Source organism: Marinomonas arctica, from assembly GCF_003259225.1.
Lineage (GTDB): Bacteria > Pseudomonadota > Gammaproteobacteria > Pseudomonadales > Marinomonadaceae > Marinomonas > Marinomonas arctica.
Map to the genome: position 1 here is coordinate 1 of NZ_QHJF01000007.1, position 24,105 is coordinate 24,105.

A 24,105-nucleotide genomic window follows, 5' to 3' on the forward strand; every position below is an offset into this window, starting at 1 on the left:
TTGGATCTTCAAGTATATTTGTTACTTATCAACGCTTCCTAGTTTGCAAACTGGGTTCCGCTCTGCTGAGCGGGTAACTTTTGCCCAGATCCGCAAAAGTAACCAAAAAGTCTCTTTAAGATCTTTAATGCCTGACTTTCGTCAGAGGTACATGACTGTTCCCCTACGCTCGTTATATCGTAAGGCATAGATTGTTTTTTGCAGGCTTGAGAGAAGATATTTTTAACGGACTCTGAAACGCCATAAAGTCGCGCAACTTCGTCGCGTCGAACTGACTTTATCGGTATTTCAAAGATAAAAGGTAATGGTTACAAATCACCAAGTCCCTTCCCCTTTTGTCTTCAAGGGGAAGGCGGAGGATGGGGTTAATCTCTTTTCGACTATAATCCCACCTACCCGTAGGGCATCATGAGCGCAGCGTAATGTGCCGCTGAAAGCGAAGCTTTCATTATTCCCACTAAAAATAAGTCCTTCCCGCGAAGGCGGGAATCGATCTCTTATGGGCTAGGATAAGAAACTACCTTTTTTTGACTGAATTTTAAAACGTAATTTATGGGTGCATATACAATTTATTTATATAGTTGCCAAATTTTGGCTCGGTTTGCCAGTTTTAAATAGTCGTGTTTTGCGTATTTGTACTGGCAGGAAGCAAGAAAGCCCACTAATATCAATGAATAAGGATCTACAGCACAGAAATAACAAGCTGTGGATAAAGGTGTAAACGCGCATGCGCATTAACAAAATGTTAAATTCTAGGGGGGAGTCATGAAGTCTATTGATGTCTCGCAATTATCTTATCCTTCAATGAAAGAAGTTGCAGAGAATATGAGTCAACTTGCCCAAAACGGTGAGAAACCTAAGACCGCAATGAAAGGTGGGATTTGGGTCATTCGAGAGGGAATTACACCTGTAGAACTTTACTGTTACCTAAATGCTAGATTTGGCCCTCCGAATGGTATACAAATGCTTTTTCGTTCAGACGATTCTGACAATCTCATTCATTGGCATTACACATTTAATTATAAAGACGAAACAATAGAAATTATGTGCATGACATTTCGACTAGAAATTATACACAGTATCGAATTTGATAGTCCCTCAGATGCAAAAGTAGAGTTTATTAAAGACCTTAAAAAAGATTTCTCTGTATATGGAAAAAACATATCAAAATTCAGAGATAAAATTGAAAAATGGCAGTTATTCATTAACCCATTTTTTAGAATTAAAAGCGTTATCGAGCACCAATTAGAAAAACTTGAAGCATTAAAAATTGAGGAGCTAGAACCATTATCTTACCCTAGCTCAGCAGAAGATTTGGAAAAGCTGAAGGATAGGATGAATCACGCTGGAGAGCTATATATAGAAGCAACAGCATTAGGATTAAATATCAGAATGCTCGCACCTGTATATGCTGAGTCCTTCATTAACTTAATAATATTTCTACTTGCTGAGGATGATATAAAAACTGACAAGAGGATGTATGACTCCATTGTTCGCCAACAAATAGATATTAGAATCAAAGGACTTCACAGGAACTGTAAAGGGTTCTTTCAGGCTGTTGATTATAATAATACCGAAGCATGTAAAGCGTTTCATACACTAATGAATAACCGAAACGATCTTTTACACGGGAATGTGGATCCTAAAAAACTTGCATATGAAACAGTCTACTTTGACGGAAAGATACCATTATTTAATGACTATAGAAATTTCAGTTTTTATTCATGGGAAGCATCAATCAGAAATGTCACACCAGATCTAGCAATTGGTGATTATCAAGTGGTTCAAGATTTGATCGCACATATTTTAATATGTCTTGAGGACAATATAAGAGCTGAAGTTTGTCGGTTTTTGGAAACCAAAGATCCTGGTTGGAACGAATCCACAAAAAGACCAGGGATTTTGTTTCCCTCCCATCTTGTAGATATGTTTCCCAAATTTGAAGATGAAGAATTTAACAAGCGCGTCAATTAGGACGCTCGCAAGCTCGCGCCTATTACGCGAGCCTTATAAGCCAAAAGAGGACTGAGATATTATTAGCTGGTTAATAAAAACCCCTTTACGGATTTCAGGCGTAATTTTTCTTTTTACATCTGTACTCGTGGTTGGGATTACAGGGTTTTGGCCTAATGTAAGTGAAATTATTTTTCCAAATGCGTCATGGGGGCTATACAACAGAGAATTTTGGGAGAATGTACTAGTTGAGGCCCACGGCCTTCTCTTTGAAATATTTGTAATAGGTTTTATTGTACTGTGGCTAGATTCAAGAAGACAGAAGGTGGAGCATATTGAAAGAAACATGGAGCACCTTTGGGATCTGAATACTCTCCAAGAAAAGGAAGTAATAAAGAAAAAAATTGGAAGTGTAAAAAGGTTAAATGATGCCAATATTCATAAAATCGATGTCACTGACTTATTGTTAGAAGACGTAACTTTAAAAAGCTTTGTATTCAAAGAATCCAAATTATTTGGTCTTAAGTTAAAAAGCTGCAACATATTTGATCTTGAACTAATTAATTCCAAGGTTAACTCTGGTGAGTTTTCCGAGTCATCATTTAAAAGGTGTAATTTGAGTGGTTCGTTATTTAAAAATGCGAATTTCTCAAATACTGAAATGACTGGTATTGATCTGCGAAAAGCTGATTTATTTCGTGCAAAATTCAACAGTGCAAATCTGGAAGCCGCTGACTTAAGGCAAGCCAATTTGAAGAAGGCGGTATTTCAGGATGCCTCGTTAAGGAACGCAAATATTAAAATGTGTGCAAATGTTGATCTAGAATCTTTGGCTAAGGCAAATGATTTAGATTACATAAAGGCTGATGATGAGATTATTAGTGGGCTTCTTCGCCTAAGGCCGGATATGAAGCTTAATGTGAGGGCAATATCAGCTGGGGAATCGAACCCCGACCCAAGTCGATGACTTGGTGACCCGCATCCTGATTATCACTGATATTAATTAGGTAAAAATGTATTGTCAACGAGCATATTGGCTTATAACAAGCGCGTTTGAGTCGGACAGGCCTCCGCGACGTTATAAATCAAAGGTGAGTCTTGAAGTTATAAACAATTGGGGTCACCCATAAGTCAGCCGGTGTCAATGGGGCGATAAAGTTCGGATCGCTTTTATACGAACATAATTTGTTATGTTCTCTATGGCGTGCTCCGGACTTCATTCGCTAATATGTTTTTCTACTGGTTGTGCTGGATAAATTATCCGCAACAGTCACCCATCTGGATCTAGTCCTTGGCTAATTAAAGCCAAATTCCCACGCACTTTAGTGCGCCACAAAAACGTCAGTTCCCCATGTTATCCAATGCGATAAACGCACAGAGTTGGTGGCTAGGTTTTCACCTTCCAGACCCGAAATGGCTTAACATGCGGGCGAATAAAATAGATCCGGTATCACCCTCCATTCAGAGGAACACTGGCTTATTATCCAACCCCAAATACTGGCTGAATGACACCGGAAAACTAACTAAACACACGATCAATATCGAACGCCTGCTTATTTTTTAACATATGAAATACAGCTCGAGCGAGTTTATGAGCAACGGCTCTTATAGCCACAATACCATTGCGCTTTTGCTTTTTCCGTTCATAAAAACGCTTTGCTTTTTTATCAAATCGAACTAGAAAGTGCGCCGCTTCGGAAAAAGCCCATGATAAGTATTTATTACCTGCTTTACGGTTGCCTGCGCCTTTCTTTTTGCCGTTACTTTCCCGAATACTGTTAACGCAACGACAATAAGAGGCATAGTTGCCAGCTGCAGAAAATCGATTGATATCGCCTGTTTCCAACATGATGGTTAGCCCTAAAATAGGACCAATCCCCGTGATGCCAGTCAATAGTTTAAATTCGTCTTTGAGCTTAACGGCACTCAGTGTTTGTTGTTCTATAAGGTCTATTTGTAAATCTAAGGCTTTGAGCATCATGAGATTGCTATGAGCAGAATGAAATAAAAAACTTCCTACTTCAAAAGGTAGTATAAAAGAAGCTTTGCGGATATCTGTACAGCTGACTCGATACCCTAATGAGCGCCATATTTGATTTTGAATGCTCACCATATGACTAGATGCCTGTTTAACCAATTGTCTTCTACGGCGTAATAAATCACGTACTTGTCTGAATTCTGGTGGGTAAATATGGCCAGTGGGCAAGATGCCTAATCGCATCAAATGGGCTAAATGAAACGCATCTTGATGATCGCCACTGTATTTTAGTCCGTCGTATTGTTTGACAGCGGCCGTGTTAACGAGCTCAACTTGATAATCCTTTTCAATCAGCCCGTCAACGAGCCAATACCAATTGAATGTTGATTCAATGGCAACGGCTTTTATTTGCTCTTTGAAAGGAGCAAGTAATTCAATAGTGGCGTCTAAATTATTGTCGATACGCTTATCCACAACCTTCTTATCCTCTTCATTAATTACAACCACAACATGATTATTTGAATGTAAATCGATACCGCAGTAAAGTGACATAACAGCCTCCAGTTTGTGATGGTTTGAGCACCATTCAGCATAGCTGAACACAGGCTCGGAGGCTGACTTGAGGATTTTCAGATGAAAATTAGGCCAGATAAAAATTAGGCCTTTTTTCCAAGCCTAAGAAATTGGAACGGGCTTAACCATTATGATCAATATCCGCTCAGACGATATTTTTCACATCACGATAAAAGTTTTCATGTGTACCCAAAACCATGAGTTCGAGTGTAAGGGTGCCATCTTCATAGCTGTAACCAAGTAATGTAAGTTGTTTCACCATGTTAAATTTATACACACGAAGAAAAGATAGATCGCCTTTCTTTTGCTGCCCTAGAAGCGGATCTTCAATCAATTCTCTGATCGCGTTATCTAAATCCGCTTTTTGATTTTTATGCAGTTTTTTGACCGCTTTTTTAAATGTGGTTGTTTGAAGAACTTGAGTAATGTTAGCCAAAGCTGTAGGCCTCAAGTTTTCCGGCTTCTTTTTCCGCTTGGGCAATGATGGCTTGTTTTACGAACTCATAGGGTAAATCGGGGTTATCTTCCATCATTTCGCCGATTTTCGCCCAGTGTTCAATTTGTTTAGGTGTTGTACGGTTTAAGGCTTTCGCCATGATGGCCGCTTTATCAACCAGTTCTTGGTCAAGTCGAATACTTGCTGTAGACATAATAAAATCTCCTTAGTGTTGTATAAGAACTGTAGCAAAATACCACATTTGTAGCAATGCGCATCACAACAACCCCCCCAATACTTCACATATCTGCCCTTCCATTAAAAAAAGGAAGAAACTAAACCCCGCGTTATCACGACTACCCTCATTGACCGACGACCTGTTTAAAGACTATATTTGGTCATAACGAAGAGGTATTTATGAAGTTATCAGATCAAATCAAACCTATTAGCTATTTGAAAGCTCATGCTGCTGAGGTCGTGCGTAACCTGTCTACTAACATGCAGCCGATGGTGATCACTCAAAACGGTGAGGCTAAGGCTGTTATACAAGACATCAAAAGCTATGAGCAAACTCAAGAGACTATGGCGCTACTTAAGATATTGGCTCTGGGTCAACGTCAGATAGAAGAAGGTAAAGTTCAGCCTGCTGGTGACGTTGTCGCCAAGCTTCGTAACCGGAGTAAAAGCCGCTAATGAGCTATCGGTTTTTTCTCACTGATGATGCTGCTTACGATCTTGAGGCTCTATACGAGTATATCGAAACTCATGATGCACCAGAGAAAGCAGATTACGTTCTAGACAAAATTGAAGAGGCATTTTTAAGCCTTGCCGATAATCCCGAGCGCGGGACTTATCCAAATGAGTTGCTAGCAATCGGCCTACGGGAGTATCGAGAAATCTATTTCAAACCCTACCGTATTATTTATCGAATCATTTCGCAGTCTGTTTATGTCATGGTGATCACTGATGGTCATCGTGATATGCAGTCTCTTATCGAACGCCGCTTGTTCAAAGCCTAAGGGAATAAAGGGTCGGAATAAAGGGTCAGATGAAAAATTAAAAAAATCAGCCATCTAGTTGTGATTTCTCTGACGTGTGATGACCAATCCGTTCCTGTAGAAACACCACCACTAAACAGAGCGTCATAGCTGTGGCGACACCACTATGTGACCCTTAACTATTCAATGTTTAATCGAGTTTGATCATGAATATCGAAACCGTAGAAAAAGCAGACTATCTTAAGCTAATAGAAATCTGGGAGTCTTCAGTCAGGGCCACTCATGATTTTTTGGTCGAAGAGGATCTCCAAGCGTTAAAGCCGTTAATTTTAGAGCAGTATTTTGATGCCGTTGAGTTGAGGTGTGCTAAAAATGCGCAAGGTGAAATTCAAGGTTTTTGTGGTGTCCATGACGGTAATATTGAGATGCTGTTTATCTCGCCTGCTGCTCGCGGAAAAGGCATTGGTACCATGTTGACGGCCAATGCTATCCATGAGCTGGGCGCTTCAAAGGTCGATGTAAACGAACAAAATGAGCAAGCACTGGGTTTTTATCTGCATATTGGCTTTAAAGTGATAGGCCGGTCACCAGTAGATGGTCAGGGTAAGCCATATCCGCTGTTGCATATGGCGCTATAAACATTCTGCGAAACAGCGCATCCCCTCAGTTTTTCAAAACACTTCCCTCCTCAGATTTATTATTTTTAATTTTTTTCACATTACTTTGATCCGCTTTTTTATTAGCTCCGTAAATAATCATGTTGAACACAAACTGAAACACCAAACTATTATTTAACCTTAAAGGACATTATTATGTTAAAAAAATTAGTTGCAACATTACCTATTATCGCTGCTAGCGTTATGTTTATGCCAGCTGCCCATGCGGATCACCATGGTATGAAAAAAGATATTGTTGATGTCGCAGTTGAAAATGGATCATTTGGGACACTGGTTGCGGCTGTTCAAGCGGGTGGTCTTGTTGACACACTAAAAAGTGAAGGCCCATTTACTGTTTTTGCACCAACCGATGAAGCCTTTGCAAAATTGCCTGCAGGCACAGTAGAAATGCTGTTAAAGCCTGAAAACAAAGACAAACTCGTTGCTGTATTAACCTATCACGTGGTGGCTGGCAAAGTTACTGCAGCAGATGTGGTAAAACTTGACAGTGCAACTACCGTTCAAGGTCAAGCTGTGACGATTAAATCAAGTGGTGGGAATGTGATGATTAATGATGCCAAAGTCGTTATTGCTGATGTTGAAGCAAGCAATGGTGTAATTCATGTAATCGATACCGTATTACTGCCTAAATAATAGGTCCTAAGTAATAGTAAATATTTAATACCATTTAAAAACGCAGAGGGATATTCTTTATTCCTTCTGTGTTTTTGGTATTTTAATACCAAGCACCCATCCCTTATAAAACCATTAAAGATAATAGAACTTTCTTTAAATAAAATAGTAAAAAGAAAACATTTTTATTTTTTCATTTACTCAATGCCCTCTCCACACATATGGCAGCATGAGCATCATTCGCCGCATACAGAATCTGATTTTCTTTCAGTGGATAAGCGCCCCAGTTGGATTTCTGGGCGCCTTTGCCAAGACGTTTCCCCAGTACCATGGCGACAGCAGCACGGGCACCAATGCTGTTTTTTTCTCCAGCAAGACGTTTCAAAGTCATCGATAAGTCTTGCGTATTGACTATGTCGATGTTGAGCTTGTTTCGCAGTTCTTTGTTATCGTCTTTGATACCAAAACCGATTTTCTTGATGTTTGGGTTGGTTAAAATTTCCTTGGCCGCTGCAACGGCGACAGCAAATCGAACCGGAAAGAGAAACGCCTTGGACTCTGTCGCCAGTTGAATAAGCGATGGGCCGGGGCTGACCTCTCCTTTTTGAAAGATCGGTTTGCTTTCGGTATCGAATCCTAGGCTGGTTTCGTTTTTTAGGGCTTCTATGGCTTGTGCTGCGTCAAGTTCGTTCTCAACGATGTAAATATCGGAAAGACCAAGACCAATGTACAAGGGTAATTCGCTGATTTGTTCCTTGCTGGGACGTTCCATTTCTTATCTCTTTTTTTAGACGCCTTTGAGTGCTTTTAATAAATCACGGATGTCCGCTTTGAGCTCTTTGTCGATGATTTTATTGCTGTGAATTTTAGCTTGTTCTAGGTATGCAATAGCACCAGCGTTATCGCCTAGCTCTACTTTTAGTTGAGCGACAGAAAAGCCGATGGAAGAGAGATAATCTTTGGCGTTGATTGCGGTGGCTTTTGCTAGGGCTTTGTCATAGAGAGCAATGGCCTGCTCCAAGTCATCGGTAAAATCGGCAAGGGTTTCCCATTGAACCGGATGGTCTTTGTCAGTACCGTCGTTCTCTTCGCAGAGTCTCAGCAACGTTTGATAAGATGCATCAAAGCCAACTTGGTCTTTTTTGTTGGCGCAAGTCATAAGCACTTTCGCAAGAGAAAGCACTTCTTTGTATATTTTGGTGTTCATATTTCACTCTGTTTGCTGCATTCGATTATGTCATGGCGAGTATGGTAATTTTAATAGAGAATTTATGACAGCTTTTCACTGGGATCTTGAAAAATAATGGGAGTTATCTCGATGCAAGTTCATGAATGTGTGTCTTTTATATTACTAAAAGACAATCAGGTGTTGTTAGAAAAACGCGCCCAAGACAAAGAGTACGATCCCAATTTGATCGCGATTCCCGGTGGTCATATGGAACACGGTGAAACAAGAGAACAAGCCCTATTTCGAGAGCTAGAAGAAGAGCTGGATATCGTTCCAACGTCTTATGTGTATTTATGTTCTCTGTATCACCCAACAGGAGAGCTTCAACTCATCCATTATTATGTCATTACACAATGGACAGGCACGATCGTTTCGCTAGAAGCGGACGAAGTCGCTTGGCATTCGCTTGAAGCAAACCCACTTGATATCGAGGCGGATAAAGTGGCACTGGCAGAGTATCGAAGACTCAGCTTGTCATTAATAATCCTGTAAATTCATACGACGACGTAAAATAAGACCCTTTCGAGTGAATGCTGAACCTAAGGGATTAATTACGGGGATATTTCGCTTATCGCAAAAATCAATATCATTTATCGATTAAACAATTACAAAGACAAACATCATACCTCTATTCTCAAAATGCTTTTTTTATAAAAGCAGTGCTTAGATTACAAGGGCAATAACAATAAAAATGGAGAACAAGTATGTTTAAAATCATGAACAACATAGCGATGTGTTCAATCTTTTTACTAAGCAGTGTTGCTGCATCAGCCGCCGATGAAAACCCGAATAGAGACGACCGTTTTACAACAAAATTTGTCTACGAGTCTCGCGTGACGATAGATAAAGAACGCGTCACCGTTGGACAAAGCAAATATGGTGAACGAGGTATTGTTTGGATAACAGGTGGCGAATTTGCAGGGCCATCGATGAAAGGCAAAATCATACCAGGCGGCGGTGACTGGCAGCTTGGCCGACCTGACGGAAGCAGAGAGCTAGATGCAAAATACGCACTAAAAACCGACGATGGCTTTGTAATCTTAGTTCAAAACAAGGTAACCATTAGCCCAGAACCCACTAAAGAAGACCCAAATAATCGTTATGCCCGAAGCGTATTAAGTTTCGAAGCACCGATCGGCAGCCCCTATGAATGGATGAATAAATCTGTTTTTCTAGGCACGTTAGACAGAGCAGATAACTACAACGAAAATCCAGCGGTTATCATTCGAGTGTGGCAACTTCTCTAAATTTTTTCTTAAGCTCCGATGCTTAAACGTTATCGGAGCTTAGCTCGTTTACAACTCTTTTTTGTCGAACCAAGCTGACTTCAGCCAAAACAACAATCCCCAACACTAGCCAAGATGCCATGATGACGCCCGTCCAACCATCCGCTTGCCAGAATGGATCAAGATAAAACCCACCAAGACTGGCCCCTAAATAATAAAACACCAAGTATAAGGAAGAAGCACTGGCTTTAGCGTGTTTGGCATTACGACTCACAAAGCTGCTCGCCGTTGAGTGGCATAAAAAGAAACCAAAGCTGTTTATCAATAAGCCCGCGATGATCGCCAATAAAGAACCCCCTAATGTGACGAGTGAACCAAACATGAAAATACAAGTGCCTAGTACCATGATGTTTGGCTGGCTCCAGCGTTTGGCAAGTTTGCCCGAAATAGCTGAACCCAATGTACCAGACAAATAGGTAAGGAAAAGCAGGCCAACGTATTTAGCGGTTAAGTTATAAGGCGCGGCTTCCAAAACGAAGGTCACGTAGCTGTATTGGTTGATAAAAATGAAGAAGCTAAAACCGCCAATGAAATAACTAGTTAGTAAGCGACGATTCTGCAGATGGCTTTTCATGTTCATCAGGATATGACCAACACGCAGAGGCTTGGGCTCGAAGTGTTGGGATTTTGGTAATAGGACAAAAAAGGCCAATAAACAAATTAAGCTAATCACACTCATGACGCCAAACGTTGCCGAGCGTCCTAGCCATTCGCCAACAAAACCGCCAATCAGACGACCACCAATGCCGCCCAGTGTGTTGCCGCTAATGTATAAACCAACGGCCACCATTAAGGCTTCCGGTGTGTATTCGTCGCCCAAATAAGCTACAGCAATAGCAGGTAAGCCGGCGAGAAAGAAACCTTGCAGAGCCCGCAATGCCAATAATGATTCGTAACTTTGTACTAGGGATAAACAGAAAGTGGTCAAGGTGATACCAGCCATGGTCATCACCATAATGCCTTTGCGGCCTAAGGCATCTGAAATTGGACCGTAGAAAAGCAAAGATATACCCAAGGTCAGTGTCGTAATGGTAAAGCTACCACTGGCTTGCAGTGGGGTAATGGCAAACTCATTGGCAATCATAGGCAACAAGGGTTGTGTCACATACACATTGGCAAAAATCATAAAAGAACCAATGATAAGCGCCACGGTGCCTCGCCAAAATACGGAACTGCCCACTTCAATCACAACCACTCTCCACGAATCACAGTAACACACCACGGGACGCAGCCCGATGATAAACCCAACAAAAAATGCTTTTTTATAGTTACACTATACGCCCAGCCAAATAATCAATAAAATATATCCATCTTATCCAATCCATAAAGGTTATTGATGGACATTAAACCTCTGCGTTATTTTATTGCGATAGCCAAGACAGAGAGCTTTACCAAAGCCGCCCAACAGCTAGGCGTAGCACAGCCGGCGGTCAGCATGGCCATCAAAAAGCTAGAAGCGGATTTGGACTTAACCTTAATTCATCGAGCAGATCGAAATATCGGACTCACCGACGAAGGCAAAAAACTGCTGATTCATGCTGAAAAAATCATTCAAGCCACAGACGATGCCTTGTTAGAAATGAGTGAGCTAAAAGGGTTGAGCCAAGGTGAGGTTCGTGTGGGCATTCCCAGCATGCTGGGCTCTTATTACTTTCCACCGATTCTGATGGCATTTCGCCATAAATACCCCACTATTACCTTAAGAGTCATCGAAGGGGGAACTTGGCAATTGCAAAAAATGCTCGAAAGTGGCGAATTGGACCTGAGCGTTATCGTTGCTGAAACACTTCCCGATAGTCTACAAACTCAAGCCCTCATTCGAGAAGAAATGCTGGTGACTGTGGCGACCGATCACCCTTTTAGCCAGCTAACGAAAATTTCCCCTGAAGCATTTTTCGAAGAAGAATTAGTCATGTTCAAAGAAGGGTATTTTCATCGGCGCATTGTCGATAAGCTGGCCAAAGCCTGTAACAGGACACCTAAGATTGGTTTCGAAACCAACTTAATTCCGCTTATCAAATCCATCACTCAACAAGGTTTTGGTATTTCTACCCTACTCGCCATGGTTATCGAAGAAGACGATGAACTGATCACTCGTTCTTTTGATCCACCAATCTGGCTAGATCTAGGTATTGCTTGGCGCAAAGACAGTTATCTATCAAAAGCCAATCGTGCTTTCCTAGAGTTTGTTAGTGAACATGGTCGATATAAACGCAAAACATAAAAAATGCCCACTCTGCTTACGGTATTATCAGTGAACAGAGTAGGCATTTAGAACTACGCTTTCTAACTAGTTAAATAAACGCGCTTCAAACAAAGACGAGTTCTTAAAGCGATGCAGGCTTTTCGCACCCGCTAATACAGCAAGATCTAAAACAGGTTCAATCAGCACAACGCTTAAATACGCAATACCAAAGGTCGCCACGGCCGCGGTGTTCTCGGCACCGAAACCTTGTCCATAAAACGCCCAAAAAGCCACCCAAGCGACAATACCGCCTTGGTAAGTTAGGGACAGTTTCAATGCTTGTTTATAGCTAATATCGACATAAGCCGTATTCTCAGCAATGGTTCGGCGCGCAACGGCCGACATAGCAAACAGAGGTAATAACAAGGTTGTGACATTCATGCCGTATTGAGGTAGATCAAATTGGGCAAAGAAAACACCTTGCGTTAATAAGCCTAACATCAAACCAATAGAAGCAGCCGCAGGACCAAAGATAAGAAACAGCGTTGAGCCTAAGATAAGATGCACTTCCGATACACCAACCGCGTGATGAGGAAAGAGTTCAAAGAAGGCAAAGACAAGCAGTGTGGTTAATGCGCTGCGACCGATCAAAGACATGAGACCCTCTTTTTTGATCATCTCAATAGATGCTTTCGCAGAAAAGCCAAACGCCGCCAAAGCGGTAGCGTAACTCAAAACAATTTTTGCGCCATCAACGACGCCAGGTTCAATATGCACTATGTGCCTCCAAAATATGCTTCATACTCACCCGTATGATTCAAATTGATGGTTTTTCTGCTTAGAAAAACCGGATTAATGAAGGCCGGTCTCCGGACTGATAAGTGTTTGGAAGAGCTGTATTTCGAAGACTCTCATTCCTTCCCGTCTATAAAGACAGTGGAAGTAAGAAGAAACACACCACTTATTTACCGTTGCGGGGGCAGTACAGGGATTGCTTACAAGAATTAAACGCACCTGTTTCCCGTTTCACCCTTTAGGGCACCTTCACAAGAACTGATTATCACGGCTTTACAGCGTGCTATCAGAATCTCGAAGCCTACGTTTTAACAAGCTTTTACGCAACAGACAGGCGATAAATAAAAGTAGATAAAAAAATACCTTTCATCCAAAGAAGAAAGGTATTCATAGTAAACAGCGACATTAAAAAATATTAAGAAGGTCGTCGACCCGATAAGGAGCTACGCGCATTCATTCTTGATTCAATATGTTTAAGGAGAGAAGTGCGATGGAAAATAGTCCCGCCGACAATACCAATAATACTGCCAATAGAAATATCCACTAATCTATGCAGCAACAACACATCTGTGCTCATATTCGCACTGGTAAACTCCGCCATAATCACGGTCAATGGTGTAACAAAAATAACAGCCGCACCGTAGTTCTTCACAATCAACAATTCCACTAAGAATTGGAAAAGAATCATACTAAGGGCCAATACCCAATAATTTGGCTGCAGAGAGAACAAACACCAAGCGACCCCCATACCAATTGCGGTTCCAACAATACGATGAACATTTCGGTGCCAAATCATACGATAAGTCGCGCCTTGTAAAATGGCGGCGCAGGAAATCGGCACCCAAAGAGCATTAGGTAATGCTAACCATAGAGCGAACAAATAAGAAAAAGCGATAAAAAAAGCCACTAACGCCCCTTCTAAGATAATCGCATTAACCTGAGGATCGGTTTCGACTGTTGTTGCTGGCAAATCATTCGCGCCAGTCATTAAGCTATAAACAAAGGCTAAAGCACAGGATAAGATCCCACCTAAAGCCACCATGCCAATATTCGATGCCCATTTACCTAAGTCAAAAGGCAGGTAGATTGCTAAAGCAGAAACGAGAATAAAGAAAAAACTACCCGGAGGCGGCAAACGGTAATAACGCGTAATAACAATTGCGCCGAAGGACAACAACCCAAGAGCTAAAGCCGCTAAATATGGATTAAAGCTAGAAAGCGATCCAATGGTAAAGCAGACCATAAAGCCAAATGAACACATGGCCAGCGTCACCATACGATGCGCTGTTCGCGTTTTAGGCAAGTACAAAATAACCATTGTCCCTAGGCTTGATAGCGTTGCTATCGCAAACTGATCTGTGGCCGCGCCTATCAATGCTGGGATACCAACGCATAGGGCAGCAAGCACAGCCAAATGCCAAGGGCGTTTAATGTCACTCCACGAGAAAAGGTCTCTTAACTGAATCAATAAGGCTTTTATCAAGTAGATACTCCGTAAAAATCTGTTTAATAGATAAACATTTTACCATCATTCCTGACTATCAATAATGAAAAAAACACACAAAACAGCAAGATTACTCACCACTTAACAGGATAAATATTGTTTCGAAACTAAAAAAAGTGCGCTTGCGAACAAAACTATAAATTTTTTTTATATTTTCACATAAAAAAACATTATAGTGTCTTTTATAATATTTTGTTGCTCGATGTTGTTACTACCAATTTTCTGAAGGACACAGATTATGAACCTCATTCGCACGCTCTTATCTTTTTTAATGAAGGACAAAATTGTTGCTTCAACTAACTTTAACCGCTGGTTAGTTCCCCCCGCTTCTATTGCCATTCATTTATGTATAGGTTCTGTCTATGCTTGGAGTATTTTTAACCCAGCTTTAACCAAAGAGTTTGGTGTGGTTAGCAGCGCAGCAGAAGACTGGAGTCTCAGCAGTGTAGTATGGATTTTCTCTGTAGCCATTGTCTTTCTTGGTTTATCTGCTGCTGTTGCTGGCAAATGGTTAGAAGAAGTCGGCCCACGCTGCGTTGGCGTAACCGCAGCCTTTCTCTGGGGCGGTGGCTTTATTATCGGCAGCGTAGGGATATCAACACATCAGTTATGGCTAGTCTATTTGGGATATGGTGTATTAGGCGGCTGTGGCTTAGGGCTTGGCTATGTTTCCCCCGTATCGACTCTACTTCGTTGGTTCCCAGACAAACGCGGTATGGCAACAGGTATGGCGATCATGGGGTTCGGCGGAGGCGCTATGATTGGCGCCCCATTAAAAACGTTTTTACTAGAGAAATTTGCCATCGCACCGACCTATCTTGGGCCAGAATCGGCGGTAAATCTTATTACCGAAGGTGGAAGACGCTTCGCTGAAATGGCAAATGGTAAGCTTGAAGTCGTCGTGGCCAGTGCTTCCGAAGCCTCAAAACTCCCTATTCCAGGGGAAGCTGGTGTGTATGTTGTAGGCACGGGGAATACAGGTGCCGCTAGCGTCTTCCTTACCCTTGGGATCGTGTATTTCGTTATTATGATGGTCGCAGCATTTGCTTATCGGGTCCCCCCTAAAGATTGGCAGCCTGAAGGTTGGACACCACCAGCCAAAGATAAAACAAATAGCATGATTAGCCGTAATCACGTGCACATTGATCAAGCCTTAAAAACGCCGCAATTTTGGCTGTTGTGGATTGTGCTCTGTTTCAACGTGACCGCAGGTATTGGTGTGATCGGTATCGCAAAAACCATGATGACAGAAATATTTGGTACCACATTACCAACCATTGCCACAGCCAGCTTTGCAGGCACCTATGTCTTGATGATTTCGGTTTTTAATATGTGTGGTCGGTTCTTTTGGGCGTCAACCTCAGACTTCATCGGTCGGAAAAACACTTATCATTGTTTTTTTGTACTTGGCACACTTTTATACCTTTCCATTCCGTTCGCTGCCTCAGCGGTCAGCGCTGATCCCTCGATCACTTGGTTAATCATGTTTTATGGGGCTAGCATGATAATTTTCACCATGTATGGCGGTGGATTCGCCACTATTCCTGCGTATTTGGCGGATATTTTTGGCACCCTACACGTTGGTGGCATACATGGTCGATTGCTTACCGCTTGGGCAACAGCCGGAGTCTTAGGGCCATTTGTTATTACTTACTTAAGAAACATGTCAGTGGAAAGTGCCATTCACGATTTAGCCAGTAAAATTGACCCAGCAGCCTTTGAAGCTAAATTCAACGCATCTATCTCACAATTAAACGAGTTAATTGCAGCAAAAACAGTCACGGTAAGCAACTTGATGGACATTGCGCCTATAGGCACCATAGATCCCACATCTGGCCTTTATAATACCACCATGTATGCCATGGCGGGTTTGTTGGTTATTGGCTTTTTTGCAAATCTCATGATACGTCCAGTAAATGAAAAGCATCATGTGGAAAAAACACATCCAAATTTATAACTATTGACCTAAATTCACTATTTGTTACAAAAATAAGAACAACAAAACAAAAATTATCTTGTTGTTCTTTATGTAAGGCGATTTGATCAATCTTAGAATAAGCCCGTTTTTCTTCGATTGCTAAAATCTTCTAAAACTTATTTTCAGTCACTGTTTAGCAATAAACATAAAAACAATTACAATAATAATAGCTTTATTTGCAGCTGTATTGACTTGATTACAAAGCACACCTTTAAACAGAGGAACACGCCATGATACAGCTTATTAGAACCATGCCAATCACTCGACAATTAGCCATCGTCGTATTTTTAGTCTCTATTACCTGCTTTGGAATACTCACTTGGCTAACATCAAGTAAATCTTACAATGGTTTTATAGAAAGCATAGAGCACGAATTACAAACCAGTTCTGGTCAAGGCAGTATGTTGCTCGATTTTTATAACGAGAACTTAGAAAGTAGTACGGATAGATTAGCCGACATATTTTTCACACTGTTCCCTAACGGCATCACAGTCAGTGATTCAGAAACCGTTAAAATTGGTGAATATGACAGCCCTTTAGCCACCAATTCGGGCGAAGTAATCAACCTAAATTTTGATAAACCAGATCAATTCACCAAGATGACGGGCGGCACCGCGACGGTGTTTATTCGGTATGGTGATGACTTTTTACGTATCAGTACTTCTCTCAAAAAAGCCGATGGCACTCGAGCCTACGGCACCTTGTTAGGTAAAGGACATCCCGCTTATCAAACACTGATTAACGGTGAGATCTATTCTGGCCCTGCGGCCTTATTTGGTCGTAACTACATGACAAAATACGTTCCCTTTAAAGATTCAACAGGAAAAGTCATCGGTATACTTTACATCGGCTTTGATTACACAGAAGGACTAAAAAACTTAGAAAAAGAAATAAATAGCCTATCATTTGGCGAAACAGGAAAAGCCACCGTCATTAATCTTCAAGATGGCAAAGACTTTGGTAGAATTGTCGTTGACTCGCAGAATAAAGACAAACTCTTCTCTGAGATTAATGTGCAAGAGGCTGAAAAATATTTAGAACTGATAAAACAGCAAAAGAATGGCGTATTTCAAACCAAACAAACAATCAATGGAAAAGAACAAGACATCGTCATGGCATTTAGTCGCGCCGAAAAATGGAACTGGGCGATCCTTACTGGTGGCCCTGTAAAAGAATTCACTGTGGTTGCTAAGTCTGTTCAAAACAGCCTAATCCTTGTTTCTATTCTTTGCGCTATCCTCTTAGTCATCATGATTTCTTTCATTACACAACGCGTACTTTCCCCACTAAAACAAGCAGGGCAAGATTTGCAAGCCTTGGGTAATGGCGATCTCTCTACCAATTTATTTCATCGTCATTCACATCACCAAACAGAAAGCCAAAACGAAATCGATGTGCTATTTAAACATGGTCGAAATACCATTACTCAACTAAGATCCATGCAATTAGAAGTCAGATCTTGCATGGAGCTCCTTACGGACGCGAGTTTAAAAGTACAGTCAACCGCCAATCTCGCGTCTAAAAGCATGAGCAAACAACAGGGAGAAACAGACTTAGTGGCGACCGCGATGAGTCAGATGGTTATCGCTGTAGAGAACGTCTCGCAGAATGTCAACGACACCACCAACGAAACTCAGAAAGCGGACAAAGAAACGAAATCCGGCACCCAAGTCGTCGACAACGTCGCCTCGGATATGCAAGGTCTGGCCAATGTCATTGGGCATGCTTCTACAGTGATGCAAGAGGTTGAGAAGGAAAGTATTAGCATAGGTTCCGTGCTAGACGTAATTCGCAGTATTGCTGAGCAAACTAACCTGCTTGCGCTTAATGCTGCGATTGAAGCGGCGCGAGCTGGAGAACAAGGCCGTGGCTTTGCGGTGGTGGCGGATGAAGTCAGAACACTGGCAACTCGAACCCAAGACGCTACTGCAGAAATTGAAGGCATGATAGCCCAACTGCAGAAACTGTCGAAAACAGCGTCTATGGAAGTGATCAATGGTCGAGATCAAGCTGCCGGCAATGCGGAGAAAGCCATCGCGGCAAGCAAAGGATTAATGAAGGTAACCCAGTCAGTCAGCCTGATTAACTCCATGTCGATTAACATTGCCAGTTCCATCACAGAACAGTCTGCCGTTGCTGCGAGCGTGAATGAAAATCTCGAAAATATACGCGACCTTTCTAATCAAACAGCCGATGGTGTCAACGACATGATGGCAACCACTAAAACACTGTCAGAGGTATTAACCAAATTGAAGTCGTCCATTGATCGCTTCTCTCTGTAATACGCTATCCAGCGAGCCAACCTTGTTGGCTCGCTTTTTTATCGAAAAATACGTTCAGCCCAAACGGTTAAACCAGCCGCCACACTGCCAAAGTGATCGCCATCTAACACAGGAATATCACCAAGCCGGTGTTGAATCGCCTCGCGAATCACTGGTGACTTGGCTGACCCACCAGTTATGTAGATCAAATCCGGTTTCTCGCCCGCTTGTGTTATGGCCGCCGTCATCAAATTCAGCATTTTTTCTAAGGGTGAAAAAATTGACTTAGTCAGTTCTTCACGGCTAATGGAAGCGCTTAGGTCTATTTCAATATAATCCAAAGAAGCAAGATATTGCGACGCATCAGACAAGGCGATCTTAGCCTCTTCCGCACTGCGCACTATGTGATAATTGTGCTTTTCTTCACGCATCCGTAAAAACCGTTCGATCAATTTGGGCTGTGCCGCTTCTAAACGCAACTGATTGATCTGATGCCTAGTTTCCATACTATTAAATGTCGCAATAGCAGACACATCATTGGTTGTAATTGCATTCCAATACAACTGAGTCGGCATGGGTAATCCTGTTTTCAGTAAAGAATCCATGCCAAATAGCGGCATAAAATGCTTACCCGCAATTTGTATGTCTAAATCATTACCGCCAACACGTTCTCCCGTGTGCGCTAAAAAGTCATTTCGTCTGTCTTCTTTTGTTAAATAATCCGGTCCCATCCGAACCATAGCACAGTCGGTCGTACCACCACCTATGTCCACGACCAATACTGTCTTGTTTTCTGTCAGAGTGACTTCGAAATCCAAACCCGCTGCAATCGGTTCATAAAGAAATTCAATCTCTTTAAAACCGGCTCTTTTACCGGCCGTTGTTAAGATGTCTAAAGCTTGACGGTTACTGGCCTCTGCGTCCAATCCTTGAAAATTCACAGGGCGCCCAATAACCGTGTGGGTAATCTCTGCGCCCAAGCTTTTCTCAGCACGCTGTTTGATATTCTGCATCATCACGGTGACCACATCTTCAAAAAAATGAATGTGTTCTGCGCGCAGCCCTGCCCCACCTAAAAAGGACTTTGGTGATTTAACAAAATAGCCTTCTTCTGGCCACTGAAAGTATTCATCAAACGCCGCACGTCCAAAAAACAACGTTTGATCGTCATCCGCAATGTCTTCTTCATAGCGAGCACGTTTGGCTCGCGTTAAGGCATTTTGACGCAGCTCAGCAAACGCTTGTCTTGAATGAATATCACGCATGCCTCTGACGACAGATTCCGTGATTAAGTCTCGATCTAGTGCATATAAAGTGGAAGGAAGAAACGCATGGTTTTCTTCTAAATTAACCAAGCGTACACGCGAATTTTGCACTATACCTAAAGCACAATTCGATGTTCCGTAATCAAATCCACAAATCATTTATTCTACACCTAATATCGATAATCAAAGGGGGCGCGGACGATAACAGAAAGATTCAAAAGTATCAAAACTATTCCCCCTTGGTATAGTCCTAGAAATCTTACGTTCAATAACCGAAAATTGCAGAATAACAACATACTTAGACAAAAATATAAGTAAGAATCTCTTATATAAAATACCCAGGAGAAAAAAGATGCACTTCTCGTTGCAAACCAAAATAACCCTTCAGTCGATCATTGTGGCAATTATTGTTGCTATCAGTGTCGGCAGTGTCTCTTTTTATGCCTTTAAAACAGACAGTGATGCACGTATACAATCCGAAGCCCGTTCACAAGCCGCGGCCATTTCAACCTACATTAATAGTTGGTCAACAGACCGAATCAGCACCATGCAAGCGGTGAAGCAAAAAATTGAAGCCTCCTTGCAAGAAAATCCCGATGTGAATGAAAAGGACATTCTCAATATTCTTCAACAAGCTCAAACCAGCTTAAATTTTGGTATGACGTTTTTAGGGTTAGAAAATGGCGCTATGTACCGCCACGACCCTTCTTTAAACAGTGCCGATTATGATCCACGAAGCCGTAGCTGGTATATTGATGCGAAAGCAAAAAACAGTGCCTATGTGACCGCGCCTTATGTTTCGGCCTCCACACAGCAGCTTTCCATGACGTTTGTAGAACCCATTATCGTCAATGGCAAATTTATTGGTGCCATTGGCGGTCTGGTGTTTCTCGACAATCTAATGGAAACCATCATGGCGATGAATGTTGCTGGTGAAGGTTACAGCACCCTATTTGATGGGGATGGTAAAATCATTGCTCATCCAGATAGAAAACTGATTTTGAAAGACGCCGCTGAACTGTCACCCGCGTTGAATAAAAACTTTTTTGCTGCGACACAGCGTCAAGACAGTTTTACTAGGCTAAAACTGGATGGCAAAAATATCAATATGTACGCCAGTAATATTCAAGGAAACCCTTGGGTGTTAGGGCTAATGATGAATCATGACGTATTAAATGCCCCTCTTGTTAATCTTGGAACCAGCCTTGTTATTGGCGTATTTATTTTATTATTAATCGCTTCTCTAATCGTAGTTCAACTTACTCGCTTCCTCTTAAGAGATTTACGTCGTGTGTCTGATAGTATGGCGCAAGTAGCGCAAGGAGACGGCGATTTAACCCAACGTTTAACCGCCAGTTCCAAAGACGAAATTGCGGTTTTGGTCGGCAATTTCAACCAATTTGTCGCCTTGTTACACAGTACAGTGTCTCATTTGAAAATAATTGGTCATGAGTTAGCAGGACAAGCGAACGATGCCTACGATTCCTCGCAAAACAGCGCCAAAAAACTAGAAGAACAGCAGCACAATATCGCTATGGTTGCGACCGCCATCCACCAGATGTCTCAAGCTACTCAAGAAATTGCTGGCAACGCCACCAATACGGCTGCGAATGCGGACGAAGCCGTTGCGGCTAGCAATGTGGGTCAAAAACAAGCGCTAAAAAGCCAAGACAGTATTAGAGCCCTTGCTGATGACATCCAAGAAGTGGCTCATGTCATTAATGATCTGAGCAAAAATGCGGATGGTATTAACGCCATTTTAACGACCATCTCTGGCATCGCAGAGCAAACCAACCTATTGGCATTAAACGCAGCTATAGAAGCCGCACGGGCCGGCGAACAAGGACGTGGCTTTGCCGTGGTCGCAGATGAAGTTCGAGTGTTATCACAACGCACTTACAGCTCAATAGAAGAAATTCAAAAAATGATCGAATCTTTGCAAACCATCACCAAAGATGCGGTTGCCAAAATCCAGCTAAGCCATAATAGAGCCAATAACAGCGTAGAAGACGTTAATCAAGCGAAGGACAGCTTAGATAAAATTCAGCAATCGGTCACCACGATCAATGATCGAGCGGCGCAAATTGCCACCGCGACCGAAGAGCAAACCAGTGTCACCGCAGAGGTCAATAAGAACACATCTGATATTCAGCAAGGCTCAACCGAATTAGTCGTTCTGGCAACAGAAAGTGCGTCACGCGCAGAAGAGTTAAAACGCTTGGCAGAAGATTTGACGCAAAACATTAATCACTTTAGAACCTAAGCACTTCAAAACTTAAGCACTTTACGTATGACAAAAAAACGCCCTGCTAGTAGATACTAGCAGGGCATTTTCTTTGGTATGACATTAAACCAAGGGAGAAACCCCGATCACAGCCTCATGGAGATAAAACACCATGATAAACCAAGACACCATGGCAAACGTAAAGGCCGCTAGATCAAACTGCACACCAGATTCTTGATCACGTACCACGCCAGCTTTTCGATCACGACGACGATAAACAGCAAAACTGACAATAGACCAAATCAAAAAGCTGCCGAACACAATAATATCCGCTAAATTACCATTGCTGATCAAATGCGAAAAGGCCCAAATTTTTACGGCGATAAGCATTGGATAACCGACTTTCTTTTTCATGGTTGTATTCGGCACCAAAGCCGATCCCACAAAAAACAAGGCAACCAACATCAGCAAACCCGCTAAATGACGAGTCCAAACGGGGGGAAACCATAACCAAACCGGCGCCATGCGCATTTGCATATAGCCCATAATAATAAAAGCGGTGGCTAACAAAGTAATCATCCCAAAACGTATACGCCAACGCATAGCACCGTTTTGTAGCATATTTGACGCGCGCCACTCTGGCGCCACTAAACGCACAGAATGCACACAAAAGAAAATCACTAACCCCATTATTAAAATCAACATACTAAGATGTTCCTCATACACTTAAAAAAATTCAGTCACGATCTACACGCTGAGTCATATTACTCTGCTTCAATGGTTGCGGATTATAGTGCCAAATCACCAAGAGGCCTATTGTTCATTATGTATCATCGATCTTAATTCAAATGCATACACAACACGATTCCCCTAACCAGCTATATCTGAAAAAGAGAGGCAAAAGACCCATAACACTGACTAACCAGTAAAAGTCGTCAAAATGTCACAAAAAGCCTTGTAATATAACGTTTTCGAGCTAGAAAAAGCCCCCTTCTTTGCTCTAGAATACACGGTTTTGACTAACGGGCAGGTTGCCATGATCAAGACACCTTATTATCTTATCGATAAAGCGGCTCTTTTGAAGAATTTAGAGAAGATCGCTTACGTGCGTCAACAGTCCGGAGCTAAATCGTTACTGGCGCTGAAATGCTTTGCTACTTGGTCGGTATTCGACCTAATGCAAGACTATATGGATGGCACCACATCTTCATCCTTGTACGAAGTAAAACTTGGAAAAACAAAATTTCAAGGCGAAACCCATGCCTACAGCGTGGCCTATTCGGACGATGAAATTGTCGAAGTGTTAGAACACTCAGACAAGATCATTTTCAATTCCATCGGTCAATTCAATCGCTTTAAAGAAGCCAGTCAAGACAAAACTCGTGGTTTGCGTGTTAATCCACAAGTAAGTACTTCTGAATTTTTAATTGCCGATCCAGCAAGACCGTTCAGCAGACTTGGTGAATGGGACCCAGAAAAAATCGCCACAGTGATCAACGATATTTCTGGTTTTATGTTCCACAACAATTGTGAGAACAACAGCTTTGAACGCTTTGATGAGATGCTAACTCTCATTGAAGAACGCTTTGGTCATTTGATCCAAAAAGTACAGTGGGTGAGCCTAGGTGGTGGCATTCACTTTACGGGTGAAGGCTACCCTATTGATAAGTTCTGCCAACGCTTGAAACACTTTGCCGAACAATACGGTATTCAAGTGTACCTAGAACCTGGCGAAGCCAGCATTACAAAGAGCACAACGTTAGAAGTCACGGTATTAGATACCTTATTTAACGGTAAAAACTTGGCTGTTGTTGATAGCTCTATTGAAGCCCATATGCTGGATCTCCTGATCTATCGTGAAAACGCAAAAATGGCACCTTGTGATGGCGAACATGAATACATGATTTGTGGTAAGTCTTGCTTAGCAGGCGATATTTTCGGCGAATTCAAGTTCAACAAAGCATTACAGGTAGGCGATCGCCTGTCATTCCAAGACGCCGCAGGTTACACCATGGTGAAAAAGAACTGGTTTAACGGTGTCAAAATGCCGTCTATTGCCATACGCCAATTGGATGGCAGCATCGAACTTGTCAGGGAATTCGGCTACAACGATTTTGAACAGAATCTATCTTAATTCTGTTTCAACATAATA

Annotated in this window: 23 protein-coding genes and 1 riboswitch; of the genes, 13 read left to right on the forward strand and 10 right to left on the reverse strand. The window is 42.0% G+C overall.

Annotated features, from left to right (window positions below; translation table 11 throughout):
• Positions 1-765 precede the first annotated feature (765 nt).
• Complete coding sequence (locus DK187_RS05710; RefSeq protein ID WP_111606384.1) at positions 766-1,974, forward strand: hypothetical protein; 1,209 nt, start codon at positions 766-768, stop codon at positions 1,972-1,974.
• A gap of 127 nt (positions 1,975-2,101) precedes the next feature.
• Positions 2,102-2,920: a pentapeptide repeat-containing protein gene (locus DK187_RS05715; protein WP_111606385.1), complete on the forward strand. Its 819-nt coding sequence runs from the start codon at positions 2,102-2,104 to the stop codon at positions 2,918-2,920.
• 552 nt (positions 2,921-3,472) lie between these two features.
• On the opposite strand, the gene DK187_RS05720 is transcribed toward DK187_RS05715, so the two are convergent.
• From DK187_RS05720 to DK187_RS05730, 3 genes are all read right to left on the reverse strand, one after another.
• Complete coding sequence (locus tag DK187_RS05720; RefSeq protein ID WP_111606386.1) at positions 3,473-4,483, reverse strand: IS110 family RNA-guided transposase; 1,011 nt, start codon at positions 4,481-4,483, stop codon at positions 3,473-3,475.
• Positions 4,484-4,649: 166 nt separating this feature from the next.
• Entirely contained in the window at positions 4,650-4,940 is a 291-nt protein-coding gene (locus DK187_RS05725) for a type II toxin-antitoxin system RelE/ParE family toxin (RefSeq protein WP_111606387.1), read from the reverse strand.
• Positions 4,933-5,154, reverse strand: a complete 222-nt coding sequence (locus DK187_RS05730; RefSeq protein ID WP_111606388.1) for a TA system antitoxin ParD family protein — start codon at positions 5,152-5,154, stop codon at positions 4,933-4,935. Before DK187_RS05730 ends, DK187_RS05725 begins: the two co-directional genes overlap by 8 nt.
• A 203-nt stretch (positions 5,155-5,357) precedes the next feature.
• Here DK187_RS05730 and DK187_RS05735 point away from each other — a divergent pair, with 203 nt between their 5' ends.
• From DK187_RS05735 to DK187_RS05750, 4 genes are all read left to right on the forward strand, one after another.
• Positions 5,358-5,633, forward strand: coding sequence for a type II toxin-antitoxin system Phd/YefM family antitoxin (locus tag DK187_RS05735; RefSeq protein WP_111606389.1), 276 nt, complete (start codon positions 5,358-5,360; stop codon positions 5,631-5,633).
• Positions 5,633-5,959 (forward strand): type II toxin-antitoxin system RelE/ParE family toxin, encoded by a 327-nt coding sequence (locus DK187_RS05740; protein ID WP_111606390.1) that lies wholly within the window; start codon positions 5,633-5,635, stop codon positions 5,957-5,959. Before DK187_RS05735 ends, DK187_RS05740 begins: the two co-directional genes overlap by 1 nt.
• A gap of 185 nt (positions 5,960-6,144) precedes the next feature.
• A complete protein-coding gene (locus tag DK187_RS05745; RefSeq protein WP_111606391.1) occupies positions 6,145-6,576 on the forward strand; it encodes an acetyltransferase in 432 nt (143 codons plus the stop codon).
• A gap of 174 nt (positions 6,577-6,750) precedes the next feature.
• Positions 6,751-7,248 carry a fasciclin domain-containing protein gene (locus DK187_RS05750; RefSeq protein WP_111606392.1) on the forward strand — a complete coding sequence of 166 codons (498 nt, stop codon included), beginning with the start codon at positions 6,751-6,753 and terminating at the stop codon, positions 7,246-7,248.
• 172 nt (positions 7,249-7,420) lie between these two features.
• Here the strand turns inward: DK187_RS05750 and DK187_RS05755 are convergent, their stop codons facing one another.
• Both DK187_RS05755 and DK187_RS05760 read right to left on the reverse strand, forming a co-directional pair.
• On the reverse strand, positions 7,421-7,999 hold the full coding sequence (locus DK187_RS05755) for a 3'-5' exonuclease (protein WP_111606393.1): 579 nt from the start codon (positions 7,997-7,999) through the stop codon (positions 7,421-7,423).
• Between the two features lie 15 nt (positions 8,000-8,014).
• Positions 8,015-8,434, reverse strand: a complete 420-nt coding sequence (locus tag DK187_RS05760) for a tetratricopeptide repeat protein (RefSeq protein WP_111606394.1) — start codon at positions 8,432-8,434, stop codon at positions 8,015-8,017.
• Positions 8,435-8,545: 111 nt separating this feature from the next.
• Here DK187_RS05760 and DK187_RS05765 point away from each other — a divergent pair, with 111 nt between their 5' ends.
• Together DK187_RS05765 and DK187_RS05770 are read left to right on the forward strand one after the other, a co-directional pair.
• Positions 8,546-8,947, forward strand: coding sequence for an NUDIX domain-containing protein (locus tag DK187_RS05765; RefSeq protein WP_111606395.1), 402 nt, complete (start codon positions 8,546-8,548; stop codon positions 8,945-8,947).
• 212 nt (positions 8,948-9,159) lie between these two features.
• On the forward strand, positions 9,160-9,702 hold the full coding sequence (locus DK187_RS05770; protein ID WP_111606396.1) for a DUF3237 domain-containing protein: 543 nt from the start codon (positions 9,160-9,162) through the stop codon (positions 9,700-9,702).
• 22 nt (positions 9,703-9,724) lie between these two features.
• Here DK187_RS05770 and DK187_RS05775 read toward each other — a convergent pair whose 3' ends face one another.
• On the reverse strand, positions 9,725-10,930 hold the full coding sequence (locus tag DK187_RS05775) for an MFS transporter (protein WP_111606397.1): 1,206 nt from the start codon (positions 10,928-10,930) through the stop codon (positions 9,725-9,727).
• Between the two features lie 147 nt (positions 10,931-11,077).
• Here DK187_RS05775 and DK187_RS05780 point away from each other — a divergent pair, with 147 nt between their 5' ends.
• The gene (locus DK187_RS05780) at positions 11,078-11,965 is read left to right on the forward strand and encodes a LysR family transcriptional regulator (protein WP_111606398.1); all 888 of its coding nucleotides are present in this window, start codon (positions 11,078-11,080) and stop codon (positions 11,963-11,965) included.
• Between the two features lie 66 nt (positions 11,966-12,031).
• Here the strand turns inward: DK187_RS05780 and DK187_RS05785 are convergent, their stop codons facing one another.
• On the reverse strand, positions 12,032-12,703 hold the full coding sequence (locus tag DK187_RS05785; RefSeq protein WP_111606399.1) for an energy-coupling factor ABC transporter permease: 672 nt from the start codon (positions 12,701-12,703) through the stop codon (positions 12,032-12,034).
• A 66-nt stretch (positions 12,704-12,769) separates the two neighbouring features.
• Positions 12,770-12,987, reverse strand: a riboswitch (cobalamin riboswitch).
• A 149-nt stretch (positions 12,988-13,136) separates the two neighbouring features.
• A complete protein-coding gene (locus tag DK187_RS05790) occupies positions 13,137-14,204 on the reverse strand; it encodes an FUSC family protein (RefSeq protein WP_223232321.1) in 1,068 nt (355 codons plus the stop codon).
• Positions 14,205-14,463: 259 nt separating this feature from the next.
• Between DK187_RS05790 and DK187_RS05795 the strand changes: the two genes are divergently transcribed.
• Entirely contained in the window at positions 14,464-16,182 is a 1,719-nt protein-coding gene (locus DK187_RS05795; protein ID WP_111606401.1) for an OFA family MFS transporter, read from the forward strand.
• A 251-nt stretch (positions 16,183-16,433) separates the two neighbouring features.
• The gene (locus DK187_RS05800; protein WP_111606402.1) at positions 16,434-18,485 is read left to right on the forward strand and encodes a methyl-accepting chemotaxis protein; all 2,052 of its coding nucleotides are present in this window, start codon (positions 16,434-16,436) and stop codon (positions 18,483-18,485) included.
• 38 nt (positions 18,486-18,523) lie between these two features.
• Here the strand turns inward: DK187_RS05800 and yegD are convergent, their stop codons facing one another.
• Entirely contained in the window at positions 18,524-19,888 is a 1,365-nt protein-coding gene (gene yegD / locus DK187_RS05805; RefSeq protein WP_111606403.1) for a molecular chaperone, read from the reverse strand.
• A gap of 193 nt (positions 19,889-20,081) precedes the next feature.
• Between yegD and DK187_RS05810 the strand changes: the two genes are divergently transcribed.
• Positions 20,082-21,992: a methyl-accepting chemotaxis protein gene (locus DK187_RS05810; RefSeq protein WP_111606404.1), complete on the forward strand. Its 1,911-nt coding sequence runs from the start codon at positions 20,082-20,084 to the stop codon at positions 21,990-21,992.
• 84 nt (positions 21,993-22,076) lie between these two features.
• On the opposite strand, the gene DK187_RS05815 is transcribed toward DK187_RS05810, so the two are convergent.
• Positions 22,077-22,658, reverse strand: coding sequence for an NnrU family protein (locus tag DK187_RS05815; RefSeq protein ID WP_111606405.1), 582 nt, complete (start codon positions 22,656-22,658; stop codon positions 22,077-22,079).
• Between the two features lie 331 nt (positions 22,659-22,989).
• On the opposite strand from DK187_RS05815, the gene nspC reads away from it, so the two are divergent.
• The gene (gene nspC / locus DK187_RS05820) at positions 22,990-24,087 is read left to right on the forward strand and encodes a carboxynorspermidine decarboxylase (protein ID WP_111606406.1); all 1,098 of its coding nucleotides are present in this window, start codon (positions 22,990-22,992) and stop codon (positions 24,085-24,087) included.
• The last annotated feature ends 18 nt before the right edge of the window (positions 24,088-24,105 follow it).